The organism is Pseudomonas sp. NPDC096950, assembly GCF_044762525.1.
Classification (GTDB): domain Bacteria; phylum Pseudomonadota; class Gammaproteobacteria; order Pseudomonadales; family Pseudomonadaceae; genus Aquipseudomonas.
In genome coordinates this window covers 201,849-224,520 of sequence record NZ_JBIWEL010000010.1, presented here as the reverse complement: position 1 = coordinate 224,520, position 22,672 = coordinate 201,849, and the positions used below count along the sequence as shown (strand labels likewise).

17 protein-coding genes and 3 pseudogenes are annotated in these 22,672 nt (G+C 54.7%); 4 read left to right on the top strand and 16 right to left on the bottom strand.

All coding sequences use genetic code 11. The annotated features are described in order from the left end of the window. A partial coding sequence (locus ACIQY3_RS17720) for an IS3 family transposase (protein WP_403021711.1) occupies positions 1-572 on the top strand: 572 nt, incomplete at its 5' end. A gap of 15 nt (positions 573-587) precedes the next feature. On the opposite strand, the gene ACIQY3_RS17715 is transcribed toward ACIQY3_RS17720, so the two are convergent. Continuing rightward, complete coding sequence (locus ACIQY3_RS17715; RefSeq protein WP_403021709.1) at positions 588-959, bottom strand: LysR family transcriptional regulator; 372 nt, start codon at positions 957-959, stop codon at positions 588-590. Positions 960-1,437: 478 nt separating this feature from the next. Here ACIQY3_RS17715 and ACIQY3_RS17710 point away from each other — a divergent pair. Next, positions 1,438-1,653 (top strand): annotated as a pseudogene (locus ACIQY3_RS17710) (site-specific integrase); the annotation flags it as partial. A 68-nt stretch (positions 1,654-1,721) separates the two neighbouring features. Here ACIQY3_RS17710 and ACIQY3_RS17705 read toward each other — a convergent pair. Then, the gene (locus ACIQY3_RS17705) at positions 1,722-4,745 is read right to left on the bottom strand and encodes an FAD-binding and (Fe-S)-binding domain-containing protein (protein WP_403021707.1); all 3,024 of its coding nucleotides are present in this window, start codon (positions 4,743-4,745) and stop codon (positions 1,722-1,724) included. A gap of 159 nt (positions 4,746-4,904) precedes the next feature. Between ACIQY3_RS17705 and ACIQY3_RS17700 the strand changes: the two genes are divergently transcribed. Further along, positions 4,905-5,789, top strand: coding sequence for a LysR substrate-binding domain-containing protein (locus ACIQY3_RS17700; RefSeq protein WP_403021705.1), 885 nt, complete (start codon positions 4,905-4,907; stop codon positions 5,787-5,789). 4 nt (positions 5,790-5,793) lie between these two features. Here the strand turns inward: ACIQY3_RS17700 and ACIQY3_RS17695 are convergent, their stop codons facing one another. From ACIQY3_RS17695 to ACIQY3_RS17655, 9 genes and pseudogenes are all read right to left on the bottom strand, one after another. Continuing rightward, complete coding sequence (locus tag ACIQY3_RS17695) at positions 5,794-7,338, bottom strand: amidase family protein (RefSeq protein ID WP_403021703.1); 1,545 nt, start codon at positions 7,336-7,338, stop codon at positions 5,794-5,796. A 156-nt stretch (positions 7,339-7,494) separates the two neighbouring features. Continuing rightward, on the bottom strand, positions 7,495-8,379 hold the full coding sequence (locus ACIQY3_RS17690; RefSeq protein WP_403021701.1) for a glycine betaine ABC transporter substrate-binding protein: 885 nt from the start codon (positions 8,377-8,379) through the stop codon (positions 7,495-7,497). 59 nt (positions 8,380-8,438) lie between these two features. Continuing rightward, positions 8,439-9,107 (bottom strand): ABC transporter permease, encoded by a 669-nt coding sequence (locus tag ACIQY3_RS17685; RefSeq protein ID WP_403021699.1) that lies wholly within the window; start codon positions 9,105-9,107, stop codon positions 8,439-8,441. Positions 9,108-9,109: 2 nt separating this feature from the next. Next, positions 9,110-10,108 (bottom strand): ABC transporter ATP-binding protein, encoded by a 999-nt coding sequence (locus tag ACIQY3_RS17680; RefSeq protein ID WP_403021697.1) that lies wholly within the window; start codon positions 10,106-10,108, stop codon positions 9,110-9,112. Beyond that, on the bottom strand, positions 10,105-10,794 hold the full coding sequence (locus tag ACIQY3_RS17675; RefSeq protein WP_403021695.1) for an ABC transporter permease: 690 nt from the start codon (positions 10,792-10,794) through the stop codon (positions 10,105-10,107). The genes ACIQY3_RS17680 and ACIQY3_RS17675 overlap by 4 nt, the downstream gene beginning before the upstream one ends. Positions 10,795-11,138: 344 nt before the next feature. Continuing rightward, positions 11,139-12,134, bottom strand: coding sequence for a GlxA family transcriptional regulator (locus tag ACIQY3_RS17670; RefSeq protein WP_403021693.1), 996 nt, complete (start codon positions 12,132-12,134; stop codon positions 11,139-11,141). A gap of 256 nt (positions 12,135-12,390) precedes the next feature. Beyond that, a complete protein-coding gene (locus ACIQY3_RS17665) occupies positions 12,391-13,356 on the bottom strand; it encodes an alpha/beta hydrolase (protein ID WP_403021691.1) in 966 nt (321 codons plus the stop codon). 35 nt (positions 13,357-13,391) lie between these two features. Further along, a complete protein-coding gene (locus ACIQY3_RS17660) occupies positions 13,392-14,285 on the bottom strand; it encodes an amidohydrolase family protein (RefSeq protein WP_403021689.1) in 894 nt (297 codons plus the stop codon). A gap of 515 nt (positions 14,286-14,800) precedes the next feature. Further along, positions 14,801-15,404 (bottom strand): annotated as a pseudogene (locus ACIQY3_RS17655) (transposase); the annotation flags it as partial. Between the two features lie 135 nt (positions 15,405-15,539). On the opposite strand from ACIQY3_RS17655, the pseudogene ACIQY3_RS17650 reads away from it, so the two are divergent. Next, a pseudogene (locus ACIQY3_RS17650) lies at positions 15,540-16,688 on the top strand (tyrosine-type recombinase/integrase). A gap of 369 nt (positions 16,689-17,057) precedes the next feature. Here ACIQY3_RS17650 and ACIQY3_RS17645 read toward each other — a convergent pair. From ACIQY3_RS17645 to ACIQY3_RS17625, 5 genes are read right to left on the bottom strand one after another with little or no spacing between them, the layout of a single operon-like run. After that, positions 17,058-17,594, bottom strand: coding sequence for a DNA-binding protein (locus tag ACIQY3_RS17645; protein ID WP_403021687.1), 537 nt, complete (start codon positions 17,592-17,594; stop codon positions 17,058-17,060). Positions 17,595-17,617: 23 nt separating this feature from the next. Further along, the gene (locus tag ACIQY3_RS17640) at positions 17,618-18,931 is read right to left on the bottom strand and encodes a hypothetical protein (RefSeq protein WP_403021685.1); all 1,314 of its coding nucleotides are present in this window, start codon (positions 18,929-18,931) and stop codon (positions 17,618-17,620) included. Next, the gene (locus ACIQY3_RS17635) at positions 18,928-19,881 is read right to left on the bottom strand and encodes a hypothetical protein (RefSeq protein WP_403021683.1); all 954 of its coding nucleotides are present in this window, start codon (positions 19,879-19,881) and stop codon (positions 18,928-18,930) included. The genes ACIQY3_RS17640 and ACIQY3_RS17635 overlap by 4 nt, the downstream gene beginning before the upstream one ends. Then, on the bottom strand, positions 19,874-21,835 hold the full coding sequence (locus tag ACIQY3_RS17630) for a hypothetical protein (RefSeq protein ID WP_403021681.1): 1,962 nt from the start codon (positions 21,833-21,835) through the stop codon (positions 19,874-19,876). The genes ACIQY3_RS17635 and ACIQY3_RS17630 overlap by 8 nt, the downstream gene beginning before the upstream one ends. Beyond that, positions 21,832-22,482, bottom strand: coding sequence for a hypothetical protein (locus tag ACIQY3_RS17625; RefSeq protein WP_403021679.1), 651 nt, complete (start codon positions 22,480-22,482; stop codon positions 21,832-21,834). The genes ACIQY3_RS17630 and ACIQY3_RS17625 overlap by 4 nt, the downstream gene beginning before the upstream one ends. Positions 22,483-22,672: the final 190 nt, after the last annotated feature.

Below are 22,672 nucleotides of genomic sequence, written 5' to 3'. Positions count from 1 at the left end.
CGGGAACAGCTGGCGGTAAACCAGCCGTTGCCTCACCGAACTTACTGAAGCGCCAATTCGATGTCAGAGAACCCAACAAAGTTTGGGTCACAGACATTACCTACATCCGAACATATGAAGGCTGGCTGTATTTGGCCGTGGTGCTCGATCTGTTTTCACGCCAGATCATTGGTTGGTCAATGAAGTCGCAGATGACCAGCGACGTAGCCATTGATGCACTGCTGATGGCGGTTTGGAGACGTAAGCCGAAGCAAGAGGTGATGATCCACTCGGATCAAGGCAGTCAGTACAGTAGCTCAGACTGGCGAAGCTTCTTGAAAGCTAACAACCTGGTAGCCAGCATGAGTCGTCGAGGTAACTGCCACGACAACGCTGTGGCGGAGAGCTTTTTCCAGTTGCTAAAGCGGGAACGGATCAAGCGTAAAATCTACACTACACGCCAGAATGCTCGGGATGATGTGTTCGATTACATCGAGATGTTTTACAACCCAAAACGACGCCACAGTTTCAACAATCAGCTGTCACCGGTAGAGTTTGAAAAGCGTTACGCAGCGAGCCTGGAGAGTGTCTAGGAAACCCGGGGCGATTCATACGTCCTGATTTTGGTGCACGAATCGAGAGACCAGATCTCCAAGAAAATAGTAGGTAAGCGTATGTACCGTTGCCAAGCGCAGACTGCCTTGCGTGATGCCGAATTCTTCTCTGATTTGAACGATGGTCGCATCAATTGCCATGAACGCAGGGCTAGCCATAGACGCTAAATGCTTTCCGGCATCGGTTAAAATTAGCCCTCTGCCCGTTCGCCTGAAAAGCGGGTTTCCAAGAGAATTTTCCAAGCTAGCCAGCTGTCGGCTTAGGCTGGGTTGAGAAATATTCAGCTGCTCAGAAGCGGCCGATATCGACCCATGCATGGAGATGCAGAGGAAATTCCTTATTTTTCGATCCAAATCATCGCTCATAACAGGGAAATCCTTTCGAAATTGACGCACAGTCGTGCAGTGAAAACTGCGCCCTCGTTTAGTTCCCCCGACCATAACAATTGCCGCGCCAGGGGCCCCTCCGCCTGCGCAACGCCGGAGAGTGAGTTGGAATCCGAGGTATCGCCGGTAGTCCACCAGCTATTTAGCTAGCCCCTGCTGCGCCGCCTTGGCGGGTGCTTGTAAGGCGGCTTGTTCCTGGCCGCCCTGTTCCGCCGCGAGTTCGGCGCGCGCCTGCTGGGCTGCGGTCCCGCGCTGGCACTGCCGTGCGGCAGACTTCCAATGCTTGCCGACTATCCTTCAACTGGCGCTGTAGTTCGCGCATCTCTATCTGGCGCGAATTGCCTTCTTCCCGTGCTCTGTCGACTTCGCGATACTGATATCACAAAATGGGCGCAATATCAGGCAACGGGCCATGTCCTTCATGTTCATGGCGAGTCCTTGAATGAGGTGGCTGCCGATGAAGCTGATTCAGTGCCGTTTCTCTTCAGGTCAGCGGGTACCGCTGCTCGTGCAAGCTGGTAACGCAGCGCCGTTGCCCATACTCATTCCGTTCATATACGTCCAACTCAAACTCAGGCACCGCGCTTACAACACCGCCGCGGCGCATCTACGCGCGATTCAGGCTTTCTACACCTATGCTGAAAGTCGAGACCTAGATATCGATACCGCTTTATGCCAGAAAATACGGTACTTACGACGGTTCCAGCCTCCATCAGTATGATTCAAACGACCGCTTTCCTTTCACTTCGCGAGCGTATGCTCTAACACAACCTCCAACGGATGGCGTAATTGCATGTTGGCAAAGCGCTTCACCTGACTGCGACAGGAGTATCCCGTTGCCAGCGCCTCGCTCTTTTCACTCAGCTTGCCGGCCCAGGACTGCTCAAAAATGGTCCGTGAGTGGCCTTGGTTGCGCACTTCATGGCCGAAGGTTCCGGACATGCCGCAGCAGCCAGTCGCTTCAGTCGTCAACTTGAGCCCGAGCCGGGCAAAAATGGCTTCCCATTGCGAAGTGCTAGCCGTGACATTGGTTTTCTCGGTGCAGTGCGCCAACAGACGGAAAGTCCCAGTCGCGGGATGCGGGTTTTCCGGCAACACATCGCAGAGCCACTCCTGAGGCAACAAGACCTTCGGGCAATCATTGAGCCCCGGCACTTTCTGATATTCCTGGCGATAGACCAACGTCATCGCCGGGTCCAGGCCCACCAGCGGCACTTCGCAGTCGGCTAGCGCCTTGAGCTGAGTGCCGTTGCGAGTCGCTGCCTTAGCGAACGCGCCGAGGAAACCCTGCACATGCAACGGCTTGCCGTTAGCACTATAGGGCGCTAAAAACACCCGATAACCCAACTGGTGCGCCAACTGAATAAAGCTCGCCAGCAATGGCGTTTCGAAGTATCGGGTGAAGGCGTCCTGGACCAACACCACGCTGCGCTCACGTTGGGCGGCAGTCAGTTCACGTAGGGCTGGCACGCTGGCCACCGCGACCTTGCAGCGGGTCAATGTGGCCTGTAAGTCAGAACGGTGAATCAGCGGACTGTCGAGCATGCCGACCTGTCGCTCCAGTACACGGCTCACCCACTTCGATCCTATGACTGCGTTGTACATGCCCGGCACGTAAGCCATGTAAGGAATGGTGAACTCCAGCGAGCCAATCAAATAATCACGCAGCGGACGTTGATAGCGACCGTGGTACAGCTCGAGAAAACGCGAACGAAAGTCCGGCACGTTAACCTTGACCGGGCATTGCCCCGCGCAGGATTTACAGGCCAGGCAACCGGCCATCGCATCGTAGACTTCGTGGGAGAAATCCGCCTCGCCCCGCGAGCGCGCTAGGTTATTGAGCAACCGCGTTGGCAACCCGCTTAACCACGCCAACCTGCCTCGCGCCGCGTGCAACACATCGATATTGGCCGCGCCTTGCAAGCGCAGCCACTCGCGGATCAATGACGCCCTGCCCTTTGGCGAATGCTGGCGTTCACGGGTGGCTTTCCACGAGGGGCACATCGCGTCGTTGGGGTCGTAGTTGTAGCATGCGCCGTTCCCATTGCAGTGCATGGCGGTGCCGAAACTTTGCCAGACGCGTTCGTCGATCTGCCGGTCCAGATCTCCGCGCAGCGTCACTTCGTTGACCTTAAGCAAGCGGTGAGCGGCATCCGGCGGAGTGCAGATCTTTCCGGGATTGAGCTGATTGTCCGGGTCGAACGCGCCCTTGAGCGTTTGCAACGCTGGATACAACTCGCCAAAAAACTCGGGCACATACTCAGAACGCAAACCCTTGCCATGCTCGCCCCATAGCAATCCACCGTATCGCCGGGTCAGCTCGGCCACGGCATCGGAAATCGGCTTGACCAGCGCGGCCTGGGCCGGGTCTTTCATGTCCAGCGCCGGCCGCACGTGCAACACACCGGCATCGACGTGCCCAAACATGCCATAGGCCAGATTATAGCTGTCCAGCAACGCACGAAACTCGGCGATGTAGTCGGCCAGTTTTTCCGGCGGCACCGCGGTGTCTTCGACGAAAGGCTGAGGACGAATCTCACCGTCGACGTTACCCAACAGCCCGACCGAGCGTTTGCGCATGGTGTAGACCCGGCTAACGGCTTCGGCACCTTCGGCCAGCGTGTGCCCCAAGCGCTCGATAGTTTTGTCCTGCTGCAGATGCGCCACGAACGCCGCCACGCGAGCCCTCACCTGCGATGCGTCATCGCCGCTGAACTCCACCAGATTGATGCCCAGCGTCGGGCGCCCGGCGTCGCTCGGGAAATACTCGGCGACGCTGTGCCAGACGATGTCCTTCATCGCCAGCAGCAATACCTTGGAGTCCACGGTTTCGATGGACAATGGCTTCTGTGCCAGCAACGCATTGGCGTCGCGCAGCGCATCCATGAAGCTGCCGTAGCGCACGTTCACCAGCACAGAATAATTGGGAATCGGCAGCACGTTGAGCTTGGCTTCGACGATGTAGCCCAACGAACCTTCCGCACCGCACAGCACGCTGTTGAGGTTGAAACGCCCGTGCTCGTCGCGCAGGTGCGCCAGGTCGTACCCGGTCAGGCAGCGATTGAGTTTGGGGAAGACCGCCTCGATCAGCTCGGCCTGGGTTTCCTGAATCTGCCGCGCCACCCGGTACACTTCGCCGATTCGGCCGGGCTGCGCGCAGGCCACTTCAAGCTCGGCGTCGGACAAGGGCTGGCTGTGCAGGCGCTCGCCGCCAAGCAATACGCTGTGCAGCTCCAGCACATGATCACGGGTCTTGCCATAGGTGCAACTGCCCTGCCCGCTGGCATCGGTGTTGATCATGCCGCCGACTGTGGCGCGATTGGACGTCGACAGCTCCGGAGCGAAGAACAGTCCATGGGGCTCGAGCGCGGCATTAAGCTGATCCTTGACCACACCCGCCTGCACGCGCACCCAACGTTCGCCGACGTTGATTTCGAGGATTGTGTTCATGTGCCGAGACAGGTCGACCACAATGCCGTCGGTCAATGACTGGCCGTTGGTGCCGGTGCCACCGCCCCTGGGGGTCAGCTTGATCTGGCGAAAGCGCGGTTCGCCCATCAAGGTGGCGATGCGCGTGATGTCGTCCGCATCCAAAGGAAATACCGCCGCTTGCGGCAGGCGCTGGTAAATGGAGTTGTCGGTCGCAAGTACGGTCCGGGTGGCGTAGTCGGCGCTGAGCTGACCACGAAAGCCGCTGGCGCGTAGTGCCTGAAGGAATTCCGGGTAGTATGCCGAAAGTGCAACGGTGGGCAACTGAGCGATCATCGCAGGTGGTTCTCCTATTGGTCTAATCACGGGAAAATTCAAAACACTTGTCGCCTGAGCATTAATGGGGCAACCTCAGGTCCTCGGTTGCGCTAATGATCCTGCGGGTTTTGGCGTGGGACAAACGGATAATATTGTCGCTATCGATGACTTTTACGAATGAATTACCGCCACCTCACCCCTTCGATGTCGTTGCTGCTGGCCTTTGAAGCCGCTGCCCGCCATGAAAGCTACACCCGCGCCGCGATGGAACTGTCGCTGACCCAAAGCGCGGTGAGCCGGCAAGTCCAGGCGCTGGAACAGCAGCTGGGCCTGACTCTGTTTCGCCGTGAAGGCCGGCAAGTGCAATTGACCGATGTTGGCCGTCTTTATCAGCGGGAAATGAGCGAAGCGCTCGGCCGCATCCGCAGCGCCACGTTGCAAGCCATGGCCTATCAATCCGGCAGCGGCACCTTACGCCTTGCCACCTTGCCGACCTTCGGCTCGAAGTGGTTGCTGCCGCGCCTGCATGACTTCTACAAAACCCATCCCGGCATGCTGGTGCACATCAATTCGCGAATCGACGCCATCGACTTCGAAACCAGTGGCATCGATGCGGCGATCGTTGTTGGGAGTGCCGACTTGCCGGGGCTGATCAGCCATCGCCTGCACACCGAAGAACTGATGGTGATCATTTCTCCAGAAGCGGCCGAGGTCCCTGACGAGTGGACCCCCGAGCGTATTGGTGGCCAGACGCTGCTCAACGTCGCGAGTAATGCCAATGTCTGGGGCGAGTGGTTTAGCCACCACGGCCTGCCCCATCGAATGATGCGGCTGGGGCCCAGTTTCGAGCTCACCTCGCACTTGATCCAGGCCGTCAGGGCTAGCATCGGCATCGGTCTGGTGCCTCGCATTCTGGTGGCCGACGAGTTGGCCAACGCCGAGTTGATCTGCCTCGACCAACCCTTCGCCAGCCAGCGCAGCTACTACCTGGCCTACCCGCCGCGCAACGAAATGCTGCCGTCGCTCGTGGCCTTCCGAACCTGGTTGCTTGAACAGATCTGAACGATCAGCGCCCGAGGAACGCGTAGCCGAAACCAACCACCTTAGCGTCCTCGCCGTAGCCGCCGAGGAACGAAACACCGACCGGCAGGTTGCCCTTGATGCTGCCTGCCGGAACGGTGATCTCGGGAAATCCTGTGGCGGAGGCAATGTACGACGATGCGTAGGTATCGCTGGAGGTGCACACATAACTGTCATCGGTCACGCCATGCACCACCGACGCCGGGCAGTTGATGGTGGCGAAGAACAGGCTGTCGAGTTGGTTCTGCTTCATGATGCCCACCAGCTGCGCGCGCAACTGCGGAATTTTCCGTGAGAGGATCGAGATGTACTGCGGCGAATCGGTGCTGGTGGTATTCGCTACCGTTTCCAGCCCGGCCAGACGTGCCGGGTTCATGCCATGCGGCCCGTTTTCAGCCTGATTTTTTTTGGCGAGTTCGAGAAATTGCGCAAGCGTTCGCGGTTGACTCGGGTTGAGGGTCGCGAGGTAGCGTTCGAATTGTGGTTTGAATTCGCTCTCTCCCACTGGGCCGAGCACGTCGCCCCAAAGGGTTTCAAAGGCTTTTGGCAATTCGATGGAGACGACACGCGCACCGCGCTTGCCGAGGGTTTCCTGGGCTGCTTTGAAGATCGCATCCACCTCAGGGTTCGCGCCTTTGAAATTGCTGATCACACCAATGGTTTTGCCTTGCAGCGAGGAACGGTTCAGCGCACGTTCGAACTGTATTTTATCGGCGGCCAGCTCTAGGGTCGCCGGGTCCGTTGTGTCCTGACCCTTGATCGCGTCCAGCACAATCGCCTGATCCAGCACGCTATTGGTAATCACGCCACCGGTATCAAACGCCAGCGACAGCGGAATTATGCCGCTACGACTGATCAGCCCCAGCGACGGCCGAAAACCTACAGTGCCTGTGACGCTGGCCGGTGCGCGGATCGACCCGCTGGTGTCCGAGCCCAGCGCAAACGGTGCAAACGCCGCCGCCACCGAGGCGGCAGAGCCGCTGCTGGAGCCGGACGCATCACGCTTGGTATTTCTCGGGTTCAACGTCTGGCCGCCAAAAGAGCTGTAGCCAAACCAGCCAAAGGACGCGGCGAGTTCCGACAGGTTGGCCTTGCCGAGAAGAATCGCCTGCCCGTCGATCAGCTTCTTGACCGTGAACGCATCCTGGCTTGGCACCGATGAACGCAGCACGTAAGAACCGCCGGAAGTGACCATACCGGCGGTGTCAAAATTGTCCTTCACCACGAAGGGAATGCCCGCCAGCGGCGCGTACTTGGCGTCGGGGTTTTTCGCCCGCTGGGCATCCCACTGGCGGGCCTGATTAATTGCCTGCTCATTGAGTGTCACCAGCGCATTGATGTTTTGGCCCTGATGATTGTTCGCTTGAATGTTATCCAGATAGTGCTGGACCAGTTGCTCCGAACTGAGGGTTCCGTTATTCAACGCCTGTCGCATGTCGGCGAGGGTCATGCGGTCGATACCGTCATCCGCCTGAGCACTTGCCGCCAGCAGCAACAACGAAAACGCCACAAACTTTTTATTCAACTGCAAGGGTAATTCTCCTAATGAACAGGCGAACGCATTGAGCTCATGCCCCAACGTGGTTGGGGAGAGCGCGTCAAACAAGCAGGATAAAAACAGGTCAGCGAGAATTGGCCGACCCGTACACTGACGTTGAAACCGGGCGGTTTCAACGTCAGCGGGGAATCATTGGAGCAACTGGTTCTTTTGCAGGAATTCCTTGGACACGCTCTCGATGGACTCGCGGCCAACGTCGACCCGAGAGTTGAGACCGGCAATGGTGTCGTCGTCCAGTTTGGAAGACAGGGCATTTAGCAACTCGCCGATCTTCGGGTTCTCTTTGAAGATTTCGGTGCGGATGACGGGCGTCAGCGCGTAGCTGGGGAAGAAGCCTTTATCATCCTTCAGCACCACAAAACCGAAAGCTGGAATACGCCCGTCTGTCGACAGAACCAACGCCAGATCGACTTGACCGTCCCTCAGCGCCTGGTAGGTCAACCCACCGTCCATGCGAACAATGTTCTTGCGCTCGAATTCAAACTTGTACGTTTCTTGAAGAGGACGCAAGCCATCGGGACGAGAGAAGAATTCCGCGTTCGAGGCGAATTTGTAGGACTTGCCCGCTTCGATGTTTTTCGCGAGATCGCTGATCGAAGCAATGCCATCCTTTACGGCTTCATCCTTGCGCATGGCAAAGGCATAGGTGTTGTTGGCCTTGGAAGGGTTCAACCAGGTGATGCCCTTCTCCGCATCTAGCTTACTGATCCGTTTGTACGTTTCGTCAGCGTCGAGTTTTTCGGTGACTTTGTTGTAGGTAATCAGCGACGTACCGGTGTATTCCCAGTACACATCGACCTGACCGTTTTCTTGAGCCGCACGCAATACCGACGAACCGAGGTCCGGCCGTTTATCAACGCTGTAGCCATTGGCGCGCAGCAGTTGAGCGGTCATCTCGGCCACCAGTTGCTGCTCGGTAAACTTTTTGCCACCGACCACAATCGTGCTGTTGGCAGAAGCGTTGCCGACGACACCTGAAACAAGGCTAAGGCTAAAGATCACACTGGCGAGCATTCGATAAATCATCATGCACCTCATATTATTTTATTGGTTTAAGTCGATGGTCTTCAGATTCAGTCGCGCCCGGCCAACCTCAGGCCCCGTGACACTGCAAGGGTTTGAATCACGCCGCAGCCCAGATCGACTGTAATCGCCAGAAGCGCGGTCGAGGCGGCGCCAGCCAGCATCATGCCGAAGTCATTCAGGTCGATCCCGGTAAAGATCAACTCGCCCAGCCCGCCGCCGCCGACCAGAAAGGCCAGAGGCGCCGTACCGACGTTGATCGCCAGCGCGGTACGGATGCCCGCGAAAATCACGTTCATCGCATTCGGAATTTCGACTTTCCACAGCGTTTCCCGTGGCGTCATGCCCATGGCCTCGGCCGCTTCGACCAGGTGCTGCGGCACCGCGCGCAAGCCTTCATAGGTGTTGACCGCAACGGGCAGCAACGTGGCGACGAACAAACCGATGATGGCCGCCCCGCTGCCCACGCCAATGAAGCTCATGGCCAAGGCCAACAGGGCGAGTTTGGGTATCGCCTGCCCCACGTTAAGGACCTGCATGCTGGCCATGGCGTAACGCTGGTTCGCCGGACGGCTCATCCAGACACCTAACGGCAGCGCGATAGCCAAAGCCAGCACCCCGCTGATTGCCACGATCTGCAAATGCTGGACCGTCAGGTAAATGATGTCGCCCCAGTAAAACTGCAGCCCTTCCCACAATCTGCTCAGTAAGTCAGGCATGGTCAGTGCACCACTGGAGTAATGTTTTCAACCAGTCGCGCCAGGATGTCAGCTTGGTGGACATAGCCGATAAAGCGTCCGTCGCTGTCGTTGCACAGTGCCCAATCCTGGCCACGGCCCAGCAGTTGCGAGAGCACTTGACGTAGATCATCCCCGGGCTTGACAACCAGGTGCGTGTGCGACGTAACGCCACTGTTGCCACCCACGATCTGCATGTGTTCCCGTGGCGGTACCTTGCTGGCGACGTCGGCCGCACGCAGCAGCCGCAGGCGTTTCATGATTCGGTCGCCGCCCATGAAGTTCGCCACGAACTTGCTGTTGGGCCGGGCCAGCAGATCATCCGAGGTGCCGAACTGCTGGATTTTTCCGTTGTGGAACAGCGCGACGCAGTCCGCCATCTTCACGGCTTCATCGATGTCGTGACTGACAAATAGCACGGTTTTGTTGACGAGGCGCTGGATGCGCATGAACTCGTCCTGGATCACTTCCCGATTGATCGGGTCGATCGCGCCAAAGGGTTCGTCCATCAGCATCACCGGCGGATCCGCTGCTAGTGCGCGGGCGACGCCCACGCGCTGCTGTTGGCCACCCGACAACTCGCACGGGTAGCGCTTAAGGAATTTCGACGGGTCCAGCGCCACCACTTCCAGTAACTCCGCAGCGCGCTTGCGGCTTTTGGTTTTGTCCCATCCCAGAAGATTTGGGACAACACAGATGTTTTCCTCGACGGTCATGTTCGGGAACAACCCGACCTGCTGGATCACATAACCGATCGAGCGTTTAAGGGTGACGCTGTCCAGTTCGGAGGTGTCGCGACCACCAATCCGGATCGTGCCTGAGGTGGGCGTGATCAGTCGGTTGATCATTTTGAGCGTCGTGGTTTTACCGCAACCCGACGGCCCAAGCAGTACGCAGATCTGCCCCTCTTCAACATTGAATGAGACATCTTCTACTGCAGTGATTGAGCCGAATTTCTTGTTTAAATTTTCGATCTGGATCACGTCGTAGCTTCCTTCATTCGGCCTGTGGCCATTTTGTTCTTGTTCAGACCTTTAGGCGTCAGGGCGCGCTGCAAGCCGTAGAGCGCGTAATCCGCCGCAATGGCAATCACACTGATGACGATCGCGCCGGCCAACAGCTGCCGGGTATCCGATTGAGCGATGCCACGAATGATCAGACTGCCCAGGCCACCAGCCCCGATGTACGCCGCGATGGCCGCGATGCCAATGTTGATGACGGTCGCCATCCTGACGCCGGCCATGATCAGCGGAACCGCAATCGGCAGCTCAACCTTGCGCAGTCGTTGCCAGGTGGACATGCCCATCCCGATCGCCGCTTCGCGCAAGGCGGGATCGATGTTGGAGATTGCGGTGGTGGTGTTTCGAATGATGGGCAGTTGGGAATAGAGAAACAGCGCAATGACCGCCGGCACGACGCCGATTCCATAACCAATCAGGGACAGAGCCGGAATCATCAGCCCGAACAGCGCGGCAGAAGGAATGGTCATCAGGACAGCGGCGAAAGCCAGGACCCAACGGCGCGTTTTGGGGTGCTGGGATATTGCGATCCCGACAGGCACGCCGGTTAGAATCGCCAGCCCCACCGCTACCGCCACGATGAGAAGGTGCTGCCCGAGTAGCAGACTGATCAGCCCGCCGTTTTCCAGAATGAAACTCAAGGTTTCCATGGTTGATACGCCTTCTGTACGTCATTGTTGTTTTTGTCGGCCGTGCATCTGGAAGTGAACGCCGCATCTATAGGAAACATTACCGCGCTACCGTAGGCAGCCTGAGCTTTGAGCCCGACGATTCCTATCAAAAAACCGACGTCACGTGGCACCCCAGTGTGCAATGCAAGGTGAAAGGTAGATTGAGAAGGAAGTATGCAGGATCGCCCAATTCCCGAAGCTTGCCGGAGCTCACCGCCTGTCGGGCCGAGTCATTAGCTTGCTATGCGGTTTTACGGGACGGATTAACTCTTTGGCTTTTGCGAGGATCAGCGTTCTTTGACCAACCGGCTCAACGACCGCAATCAGGAATGAGCATCATCAAATTTCCGCCGCTCTTCACCCGGCGTGCATCCCCACACCCGACGGTAAGCAGCGCCCAGATGTGAAGCCGAAACAAATCCGCAGCTGTAGGCGATGGACGCGATAGGTTGTGTGCTTTCACGCAGCAAGCGCCGCGCCTCGTTCAGCCTGAGCTCCAGATAAAATTTCTTCGGTGTCATTCCGAAATGCAGATGCCACAGCCGCTCCAGTTGACGATGGGACAGATTGCAGCGGTCGGCGATTTCTTCGATACCGACAATGTTCTCCAGATTGTCTTCCATCAAGGCGATGGCGGCCGTCAGCCTGCGATCATGAATCCCGAACCGCCACTGAATCGACATTCGCTGATGTTCTTCCGGGGCTCTTATCCTGGCGTGCAGAAATTGCTCGGCAATGCTCGCGGCCAGCTGATTTCCGAAATCAAGCGCGATTTGCGCCAGCATGAGATCGATGGCCGCCGTCCCCCCGGCACACGTCCAGCGGTTGCCGTGATTGACATACAGCTCTTTGGTAACTTCGATCGAGGGGAATTCCTCCGAAAATTGACCGATGGACTCCCAGTGCAACGTGCAGCGCTTTCCTTCCAGTAACCCGGCGCGTGCGAGGATGAACGTACCGGTGCTCAGTGCGCCGACGGTTATCCCGCGAGCCGCTGCGCGCTGCAGGAAGCGCAGCATTTTCGGGGGTTTCTGATGTTCGATATCGAGGCTTGCCAGGACGAAAACGCGGTCCAGCTCCGGGGCCTGATCAATCGGCACGGTCTGGATTTCGATACCGCTGCTGGAGCTGACCGAACCACCGAATTCCGTGAGCAGGGTCCACTCATACAGTGTTTTGCCGAACAGCCTGTTCGCCGCCCGCAAAGGCTCGCTGGCGCCGGCCAGGGCCATCATGGAGAACTGAGGGAGAATGAGTAGCCCAATGCGCTTGGTTGTGTGGCTATTCACGGACGTCGCTGATTCACTGGGGGCTGCCATCGCCAGATCCTTTTCATGGGGGTCCAGCTGTTCAAGTGCACAGCTTAGGCCAGCCCGAAGGAGTGGCTTTGGACACGCTATGTTAGGGCCTGGGCACGCATTCAGCCAGATTGATCTTGGGACAGCCAAGGGCATATCCGGTGCATTGCGACGGATCGGAGTGACCGGAGAACGTCTCGTAGAGAATGCACTGCGTCGCTGAAATATCGCTGTACGACCTCGGTGCACGAGGCCTCACAGGATATTGTCGAGATAATCAGCCGCGCGCGCGGATGGCCTCATCGATGCTCTGGATCATTGACTTGAACACAGGGCTGTCGACCTGATTTTGCTGGCCATGTTGCATGTGGGAAATAATCAACGCGCTCGGGCCTGCATCACCCGGATAGTTCTGGTGCAGACGCACAGACTCCGCGGGCATATGCAACGTGTTGTCGGCGCCGTGGATGATCAGTGCAGGCGGGAAGCCTTTTGCACCTTCGATGGACTGTTCCGGGTCATACGCCACATAAGACTTGTAGGACTTGGCCGTCACGTGGGTGCAGCCAGGCCAACGGTCCGCGCCACCCGCTTCGGTGTAGCCGCCCAACTGCTGATCAACGTAGGCCTGAGTCTCGGGATCCAGCGGATAGTAGCCGAGACGGGTCGCGTCAGTTCCTGTATCGAACGGAGGGATCGGCGCGTCGTCAGCCAGTTGGTTAATGGCGGCATCAGCCGCGTCTTTGTCTGCGCGCAAGGCTTGCAGCTTACGGATGTTGGTGTAGCTCATCGGTACCCAGAAGCGGATCTGTTCTGCGCCTGCGGCGGCCAGTTCAGCCACTGCACCGAGGCTCGCCACCGAGCCCATTGCCCAAGACGCAACTACTGGCATCTCACCAAAATTCTCGCGCGCCCATTCAATGGCACCAAGGACTTCATCTTTCTGGTCTTCGAGGATGACATGGGTGATCTCAATGCCCCCGGCCTTGGTAGTGTTGCGGATGTATTTGTTGGAAAAAAAGCCCGCCACGTCGTAGGTCATGACGCGATAACCGCGTGCTGCCAGGGCGCGACCAAACAGTTGGCCGTACATCGTGACCCCGCCGGTGAATCCGGAATTGAAGACGACGGGCGGAATTGACCCGTCGACTAGTTCTGGTTGAAACACCGTTCCTTTGAGGTTAAGGGTTTCGTCACCATACTTAACGGAAAACTCGATTTCTTTTGTAGTAATGTTCGTCATCGCTAGATATCTCGAAGTTAGAGCGTGGGCGTAGATCAACTTACCAATTGGCCAGATGCTCCTCGGAGAAGTTGGCCAACAGGAATTCGGGTTTCTGTAGAAACGTGCTGTGCAACGGCATCAACAAAATTAAAAGCGTTGGTCAGATCAAAGAGGTCGGAATACGGCACACCCTGGTTGTCAGTTCCAACATGAGGTGCATCGGTTGCTTCCAGAAGAATCTTGTCCGCGCCGACTGCGCAAACAATTTGCGTTACGAAGCGAGCGGTTTCCTCAGGTAAAACGGAAGTGCGATAACCAGGGCCTTTAAACCACACGTTGCCTCGTTCTCTCGCTTCAGTGAGTAGCGCTATGTAAGCCTGCTCAGTGATGTCACGCTCGATGTGACAAGTGCCCAGGTGATCGATAATGACCCGCACATCGCGAGGGATCTGGCGCAATACGCGCAGATTCGTCTCGGCTTCTTTCGCGTAAATGTGCAGATGCTGGTGCGGTTGCAGGCGGCCATAAAACACCGACCACTGCCCATCACTGAATTGCGCATCAGAAACCGTTTCAGGCCTTGCATCGTGTAGAACGATTCGGGCGCCAACCACCTGCGGGTGCGAGAGACGTTCCTGGGTAGCGTAAGCAGGCTCTGCCTTGATCGTCCCCACCAATTTGACGTCCCCATAGCGCAGAGGGTTGGCTGCCTGGAGATTCTTGAGTTCGTCAAATGAAGCAAATACGTTTTCTGAATCGGGCAGGATACTTAAATGGACGTTATTGAGGAGCGTCGGAGCAATTCCGGCATCGATCAATGTATCCAGATAAGCAGTCAGCGGGTGCGGCTCAGGTAATGTATAGGGCAGCGAACCTGCCACTCGGTGGAGGTCTTGCGACGTATAAAAATGAACGTGACTGTCTATTCTTTTGATCAACGGCAGCATGAGTATTGTTTCCTACTTTTGTGCGAAAACAATAATCGTCGTCAGTGCTTCGTCGCTCCTGCCAACTCGACGTGTAGTATCAAAATTTCGCCATGCGCGATTTTGTGAGCAAGGAGACTTTGGAAATTACCGCATGGATTTGTAGGGGTGAAGTAGCCCTTGGAATTCTGTGGTGCACTGCTGGCAGGATTCCAGAAAATGAAAATGGAAGCTCCGGGGCGGTCGATGGATAAGCGGCCCGACTGGCGGATGGCGAAAAATTGATGGGGTTTGGACCGCCTATAGCTGCCTTCCCGGACTCCAACCATTTGGCGACGACTGAGTTTTGCTCCGCCCGAGTATCAGTTGGCACGGGATAGGCTTGGGGATGAATGACTGCTATGGCTCGATTCTGTTGAAAACAGTCGGATTTTCAGATCGCCTGAACTCAGGCACGACCACCACTGGAGAACCTACTCACCACATTGAGTGGTTTTTCGGCCCTTCGTTGACCTTTGCTGCTCTATTAATTGGGTTTAATTTGAAGTTTTTTTGCTTGCTGCAGTCGCACCTACCCCCGTGACTGGTGGCCCATGAGATGAAAATTTGGCCGGCCGTCGCAGGTTCTGCACCGCAGCGGCCAGCGTGAGTTCATCCTTCCTGCCACTCATGCCACGTAGCCGCAGGCGATCCGATTTCAAGATGCGCTTGAGGTGGGCAAACAACATTTCGACCTTTTTACGTTCGTGGCGAGAGCGCTGATACGCCGGCGTTGCTGCAATGCGCCGGGCCACATCCCGAGCAGCTTCATGGACGCTGCGAGCGATCTTGCGAAACGCAGTGTTCGGGCAGCACTTGGCTTTCATCGGACACGTCGCGCAGTCGGTCTGCCGGGATCGGAAGATAATGGTGTTGGCTTTGGTGACGTGTGAACGCTCATTCTTGAAGGCTCGCCATTCGCTGCGCAAATGGGTTGCCGGCCGGGCAGCGGTATTCCTCAGCCTCTTTGTTCCAGTGGAAATCGTTGCTCGAAAAACTGTCGTTCTTGCGCTCGGTTTTGTCCCACACCGGCACATGCGGCTCGATGTCTTTTTCCTCCACCATCCAGGCCAGCATCGGCGCTGTACCGTAAGCGGTATCGCGCCAGTACCACGTCCGCGGCGGCATACGCCTCACTTTCTGGCCCCCCTACTGCCATGGCTCACTCAGCGTATATTAGGTCTGATAATAGAATGTTATCCGCCGTTATTTTCTCAAATATAGAAATATAATACGTTGAACGTAATAGAAATTACAGATCAGCTATCTCTGGTCGATAAAACGCCGTTAGACCCGCATTTCCTGGCGCTTAACGCCCAGGAAGCCGCGGCGGCGTTCATCGCCGCCGGTACGGCAGCCAACACAGTGCGCAGCTACCGCAGCGCCCTCGCCTACTGGTCGGCCTGGCTGCAGCTGCGCTACGGCCGGGCGCTGGGCGATGCCCCGCTGCGGCCCACGATGGCCGTGCAGTTCGTGCTTGATCACTTGGCCCGCCCGCTGGAACACGGCGACTGGACGCATCTACTGCCGCTCAGTATCGACACGGCATTGGTCGCCGCCCGGGTCAAGGCCAAGCCCGGGCCGCTGGCGTTAAACACGGTCAGCCACCGGCTAGCGGTGTTGGGTAAATGACACCGGATTAATGGCTGGGACGATCCGTGCGAGGACCCGGCACTGAAGACCTTGGTGCGCGAAGCGCGCAAGGCGCAATCGCGCCAGGGTGTAAGCGTGCGCAAGAAGACCGCCATCGTGCTCGAACTGTTGCAGGCGCTGCTCGCTACCTGTGACGATGGCGTGCGCGGCATTCGTGCCCGCGCCCTACTGCTGCTGGCCTGGAGTGGTGGCGGTCGGTGCCGCTCGGAGGTGGTCGGATTGCAAGTGAGTGATGTACGCCCATTGGATGCCGATACCTGGCTGTACGCCTTGGGCACGACCAAGACCGACACCGGTGGTGTTCGTCGTGAGAAGCCACTGCGGGGTCCAGCAGCAGAGGCTCTTACCGCCTGGCTCGCCGCCGCCCTCGCAGACAGCGGCCCGTTATTTCGACGACTGTACAAAGGCGACAGAGTCAGTACCAAAGGGTTGTCGGGTGATCAAGTCGCTCGGATCGTGAAGCGTCGTGCCGCGCTGGCCGGGCTTGAGGGAGACTGGGCGGCGCATAGCCTGCGTTCGGGCTTCGTCTCCGAGGCCGGACGGCAGAGGGTGCCGCTGGGGAAGATAATGGCGATGACCGAACACCGCAGCGTGAGTACGGTGATGGGCTACTTCCAGGCGGGATCGCTGCTCGGCAGCCGGGTGACCCATCTGATCTCAGCAGTCACCTCACAGACTGACGAAAATACGAGCAAGACGCTGCTCGCTGGATACGAACCCTATCCTAAATAATTTAAATCCCCCCGCTTTTGGCTTCCTGGCGGCTAGCCATACCGAAAGCCTGGCGTGGCAGTTGGCGGCAAGATTCAGAGGGATTACTGCGCGCTGGAGATAGGGCGTGAGGCGCATGCCCAACCTGACTTCGGTCTGAGCGGTTATGCCAAACGACTTCGGGCGACTCGCGCAACCGACAAAGAGCAATGCCGACCTTGACGGTGAGGATGGGATGGGATGGGATGGCAAGAGCATCCCGTGGATGAGAATAAAAATAGATCATAATATATTACCCCGCATTGGCTATCCGAGGTTTCAGCGAGAGCGTTACGTGGCGCCCCCCCCAGACTGATCACCTCAGAATGTCGAACTGACGATACAACAGACTTATTCATCACACTTAAAGTCAGGGTCTACTTCTGCAGGATGCAAGTATTGCATCGCCGCTCGAATTTGACGGTTCTCGGTCAGCAACCGTGCGCGCTCCATCTCCATCCACTCTACTTTTCGAGCATAAATTTGAATCCGGTCCCTCGCCGCCGCGAGAGCACGACTTGCTTCAGATATCAGAACGTCATAGCCGTCTTGCAGCTTCCTAAAACGTTCAGCCAGTGCGAAAAGCTCATCATCCACAACACTATCGACTCTTGAGCTAGCGTGAAAGGCCGATGGTGGATAGTCACTTGGGGTGTTGAGCATTTTGTCTGCAATTTTTTTCTGTCGATTAACCCTTAGGGCGATCTCAACTGCCTCATTGGAAATTTCAAAAGTACCGTCTCTGACCCCTGGAAGCTTCAGGTGATTGGAGATAGTAGTGAAACTACCGCCTGTAATTTCCCGCACGCGTCTCACGGTAATGGACTCACCACCAGCCAGCATTTTCTTTACTGCCAGTGCTACTTGCTCAACCGAGGCTCTTGTCACCGTTTACTCCTCGCCGCCTATTATCACAAATTGAACACGATGCTTTTTTCGCCAGTTTTGGCAGGCAGCGCCAGTATCCAACCAAAATTATCTTTCCGACAAAAGCGCACGCCCGCATCACCATCAGCAATGTTCCGACAGCACAAAGCTTTCTTCAGCGAAGAGACACCTAATATCGTCATTCCCTCATTTTCACGCCTTCCCGGCAGCGATAAATCATAAAGCAGCCCCTCCCAGGGGAGCAGGCGAAACCTCACCGAATAACCTAGTTCTAGATAAATACTTATATTATATAGCAACTTTAGAAAATAAATTCTGATCAGCTCTGCTGAAAATCCAAACTTAGTAGGCTGGATACGCTGGAGAGTTTCTAAATACTCAAAACCCAACTGCTTAGAACTGCCAGTATTTATACTTAACTGACTCAAGGATGAGCAACGTATTCGCAGAAGAAAATATACGATCGACTTGAGACATAAGGTGCGTGATAGTTCCTCTCCGTCCCAATATCCTGAAAACACCTCAATACTGTCTTCGCAACGGGGGCATTGTGCATGGAAATGTTTTCTTTCTAGAGTTTTGCACGCCGCAGCCCAGTCCAAAGCAGTACAAGATTTTTCTCCTGTGGCCCAGCGGATGATCCTCGCCTTGCGCTTAGCGACAATGTCTTCGCAAAGTACAAGTGGCAATGGCCAGCCTAATGCTTTGATAAACGTCGCATCTATGGGGTTGATGTCGTAACTGTTCATCTTGTCAATTTCCAGAAAGAGAGTATCGCCTAACTTAATATGCTCGACAATACTTGAGTACCACCTATCCAACGGGATAAAAGCACGATGCAATTGCATTTTTAATTGAGTATTTTTTCTATAATGAATTTGATCGGAAGGACGCACCAGACGAAACCCACACGAATAGCATGGTAATTCGGCAACGTTGATCGTCTTGAAATTTTGACATCGCGCACATGCTTCAATGAGTGGTTCACGGTGAACAGTGCAAGCGTTGACTTGCGGAAAATAAAAGAAAACAGAATGATAGCCAATCTGTAAACACGACGGACAGAACTTGAATTTAAGGCCACGCGAAAGATGAGATTGCACGAAGGCGTCAGAAAAACATCGCGCAGCATCAGATAGCCAGGCCTGCGCAGCAAATTCCTCTCTCACGGATGCCTTGTGGTTATGTTCGGCAATCTTAGTGAGCCCAGCTTTAGTGCTAATTAACTTGACGATCGTTACTGGCGGTACCCCATGAAATACAGCCAGGTTGAGAATAATACCAGTCAATGACTCGTACGGATAAACGCCCCCTTTGTAAAAGCCAATGGAAATCATTGTGCTTTACTTCCATTTAATAGGCAGAATTCACCTAAATTCGACCGCTCCACCACTTCTTCACACAAAAGAGCGGTTATCTCTAACTGAGCTTCATCATGACTGGCGATATATCTAAGCAGATACCTGATTGACAAAAATACATGTTCCAGAGGTAGGTTTTTTTTATACGCACCAACGGCCGCCATGTCCAACGCCCGCCAGAACGGCTTGACGCAAGTGGACAATCTGAAACCTGCCTCAAATGCACAAGGGCCAAAGTTTTTGGTGTAGGACTGCAACGAACCGACCGGGTACTCGGACTTCTTATCATATGTTTCGAGAATAACAGCGAGGTCTCGTGCGCTCCGACAGCCTTTAAATTCGACCAGTTTGCTCATGAAGCGAGCAATGAGTTGCTCATTATCGCCGCTCTTCATTAGATCTTCTCTTTGTTTAAACACTCGCGGCATGGCAAATGACAGCACTGTCATCGTAATACCTTTCCTATCAAGGCGATTAAACAAATCGAACAAGATATTAATGTCATATCCTCGAAGACGTTGAAACTCATCCAACAGCAGCACCCAGTGATTGCAGTTTTTTTCGTGACAGCGGTTGATAATCATGTCGGCAATCTGGCCCAACTTGTCTACCGCAAGGGTTCTACCGCGGTACACCAACTGTTCTTCCTTGGCCAATTGGTCAACAATATTATTGGTGAAGGCACCCACTTGCTTGGTCACTTCAATTTGCGTCACGTAGGCGCGCGGCATGAACCCCTTGGCTTTGGCATGAATGCATTTAATGCAACATGTCTTACCCACTCGCGACAGGCCATGAAAGATAATCCCTGTTTGCCTCATAAATATAGCTTCCAATGCGATGTTGGATGCTTCCGACACGGCGTTAGTTACTATGGTGAAATCCTTCCGAAAGACAGGATGCGCATCCATTTCATCTCTATTCATCGATCACTCCACCGGACTCGAGATTAAAGAAGTCGTCGATTTCGGCACGCCCCTTGGGATCCTTGAGTTCAATTACATCGAGCCCTCCCGTAACTTCTGCCTCCGAAGGTGCTGGCACCTCTGGCCAATCGGAGCAGACTTGACGTCCAATCACCTCGCTTTTCACCTTTTGAACCTTCAAGAGGTTTCGCTTTGAAGGGGTTCGCAATAATTTGTCAACATATGACAGCACTATGTCATCTGGTCGAGTCAACTCAAAAGCTTTATCACCGTAGGCTCTGTTTATTTGCTGTCGTGTCGTAATGCTATGGGGGGTTTTGCTCCAATATCCCAAGACCTTAAGTACTCCTAACTTCTCACCCGTCTCCAAGATGGCTTCTAAAAACCGATAGTCCCTCGGGTCTATCCTCACAATAATCCGACACCCGACGAGGCTTAGATTCTCCGACAACAGTTTGTTGGTGTAATGTGCCTTGTCCAAGGTTATATGAGGAGCCCTGCCGCCTTCGGCGCTGCCTCTGACTATGCAGTAGCGCACGTCATGCCCTAGAGACACTTTGCTTGTCTTGGACTCTGGAAGTGCTGGAAAAGCAATTTCCCGCTTAGTATTATCAAAATGCATCCGGACAATGTCAATCGGGCTTAATGAAAAGTTGGCCCCTTGCTTGGGCGTACAATTATAATTGGCCAACCAAACATCCAAAAGCATTTCCGCCTCATCTACATAAATCTCGTATTTCTCTGCATTAGTTTCTGGTGTGGCTGCCCGACCTTGCTGAGGCCCGCTGCCTGTAGTGGACTGCACTCGGTGCATTATTTTTTTGGCAATCTGCTTGAATGCATTTTCCACCGGTGATCTACGTTCGGGCCTTTTGAGTTGACCATAATTGATCGAACACCCGACATTTCTTCTGAACTTATGTTTTATTTTGTTTGCATGATGCGCCATAGCGTTATCTAGCATAAGCGTTCCCCAAATGACCCCTTGAGCTTCCGGCACTGCGTACCCAAGCATCCCACCACCTTCCGTGTACGATAGTTTAGGTATTGTTATGCTGTCGTAAGGCGCCCAGTCACCTAGTACCGCGTCCAGCAGTACTCCTTCGACATCTATTGCCGTGACTTCGCTGCTGAACACATACCGTGCCGCAAGAATGCCATCAGATACCGCCTCAACTGCCGCTACGATCCAGAACCGATCCAGGACTCGCTGCGTATAAATACCAGGAAGGGTTTCAATGCGCAGGATACAAAATTTATCAACCTTGTAGGCGTCCAGTTGAACTATATCGAACGGCACATCCGCAGATATAAGTCCGACGGTGCCCGTTCCCAGTAGAGCATGGGTCACGCCATGGTTTCCCAGTGTCAGTGATGCGACAAAAAAATCCTGCCTGACAAGATCGTTTATATATTTCTCAATGGAGCGCTGGCCTAACCCTTTTTGATTAAACGGCCAATCATCTCCAGTAGCACCGGAACTTTTCATTGCATCTCTAAATTTAGCTGCCGCAAACTTTATATCAAACTTTTGACCGTTGAAGTTGCGATGAAACCCCAGCACGGCGTCTTCAATCTCTTTTTCGGCCTGCGGAAATTTCTTGAGTGCTAGCCCCAGCATTCCGCTAGCGCCACCCTTTTGCTGAGACCGCATTTTCCTCAAAGGGGCTCGTCGCTCGTATTCCTTGAGTCGAGCACTCGGTAATAATGCCCGATCCCCCCAATACACACCGGCGTTGTCCAAGTCCAGAAAGCGCTTGATTAAACGTGTTTGCTCGGCGTTAGAGATGCCGCACGCCTTATATACTTCAGCACCAGTTTTGCCACTGTGCACCATTTTTACCGCATTAACTCTCCGCTCATATATCGCACGAACGTCATTTGCCAATACGTCGGCTTGCAACGTAAACAGTGGTAAAATATCGATAAATCTTAACTCCTGCCTTGGGCTCACAATGCCTCCCACCAGGCCGCACAATCAAAAAAACCAGGCAATACTTCGACATTGAGGATGCCTTCAGAATAAAGCCTTGCGATTAGAAAGCAGGCAAGGCTCTGACTCGCGCCCCCAGTAGCTTGGAACAAGTCCCTGAGGCACCCACGCTTGCGCTTATGAATGAAGGCAATTAATCCGTGGTATGCATCATAATTAACTTCAATAGCATGCCAGGATGAAAGGCATGCACAGACTTTCAAGAGCGGGATAATCTTTGATTTGTGAAGCTCAATATCTTCTGCACAAAATAGTCGAAGTCGCACCCCAATTGAATTTGCGTACCTCTCGAGTTCTTTTATAACTACAGGGCTATATTGCTGATTTGAGCACAACAAATGCCATTCCAGATTACCATCTCGCGTCATGACTTCAGCTGTAAGCGATATTTTCCGCGGTTGCGGGCAAGATATCAATCGTGGGAGGGGATGCAACTCATATCGCGTGATGGATGGATCGAATTCAATTTTTAATAGCCAATACCCCAACTCAACATCACTATAAAGCTGTACATCGTTCTTTGCCTTGTAACTAAACGAAGCCCAGATGTTGCCAAAATGCTTTCCGCGATTAGTAAAACTATGCGTTCTAGACTTTGCTTTTGGCATAAGCCCATCCTCCTTAGCGCAAGGCGTCATAAGAAAAGATGGGTCTATTTTGGTCTCTTGTGAGCGCCTAGGCGCAAAGTGGAATAGCCCAGTGGCAGCTTAGTGAATCCTGTGAAACCAGCTATAACCAATCGCTATAAAAGATTAATTTTTGGGCAGTCTGCCAATCTATTTTTTACCGACTAAAAAT

What these genes read in the sequence shown, in the direction of transcription:
- ACIQY3_RS17715 (WP_403021709.1), bottom strand. Translation starts at nt 959, where the DNA reads ATGAGCGATGATTTGGATCGAAAAATAAGGAATTTCCTCTGCATCTCC.
- ACIQY3_RS17705 (WP_403021707.1), bottom strand. Translation starts at nt 4,745, where the DNA reads ATGATCGCTCAGTTGCCCACCGTTGCACTTTCGGCATACTACCCGGAA.
- ACIQY3_RS17700 (WP_403021705.1), top strand. Translation starts at nt 4,905, where the DNA reads ATGAATTACCGCCACCTCACCCCTTCGATGTCGTTGCTGCTGGCCTTT.
- ACIQY3_RS17690 (WP_403021701.1), bottom strand. Translation starts at nt 8,379, where the DNA reads ATGCTCGCCAGTGTGATCTTTAGCCTTAGCCTTGTTTCAGGTGTCGTC.
- ACIQY3_RS17685 (WP_403021699.1), bottom strand. Translation starts at nt 9,107, where the DNA reads ATGCCTGACTTACTGAGCAGATTGTGGGAAGGGCTGCAGTTTTACTGG.
- ACIQY3_RS17675 (WP_403021695.1), bottom strand. Translation starts at nt 10,794, where the DNA reads ATGGAAACCTTGAGTTTCATTCTGGAAAACGGCGGGCTGATCAGTCTG.
- ACIQY3_RS17670 (WP_403021693.1), bottom strand. Translation starts at nt 12,134, where the DNA reads ATGGCAGCCCCCAGTGAATCAGCGACGTCCGTGAATAGCCACACAACC.
- ACIQY3_RS17665 (WP_403021691.1), bottom strand. Translation starts at nt 13,356, where the DNA reads ATGACGAACATTACTACAAAAGAAATCGAGTTTTCCGTTAAGTATGGT.
- ACIQY3_RS17660 (WP_403021689.1), bottom strand. Translation starts at nt 14,285, where the DNA reads ATGCTGCCGTTGATCAAAAGAATAGACAGTCACGTTCATTTTTATACG.
- ACIQY3_RS17640 (WP_403021685.1), bottom strand. Translation starts at nt 18,931, where the DNA reads ATGATTTCCATTGGCTTTTACAAAGGGGGCGTTTATCCGTACGAGTCA.
- ACIQY3_RS17635 (WP_403021683.1), bottom strand. Translation starts at nt 19,881, where the DNA reads ATGAATAGAGATGAAATGGATGCGCATCCTGTCTTTCGGAAGGATTTC.
- ACIQY3_RS17625 (WP_403021679.1), bottom strand. Translation starts at nt 22,482, where the DNA reads ATGCCAAAAGCAAAGTCTAGAACGCATAGTTTTACTAATCGCGGAAAG.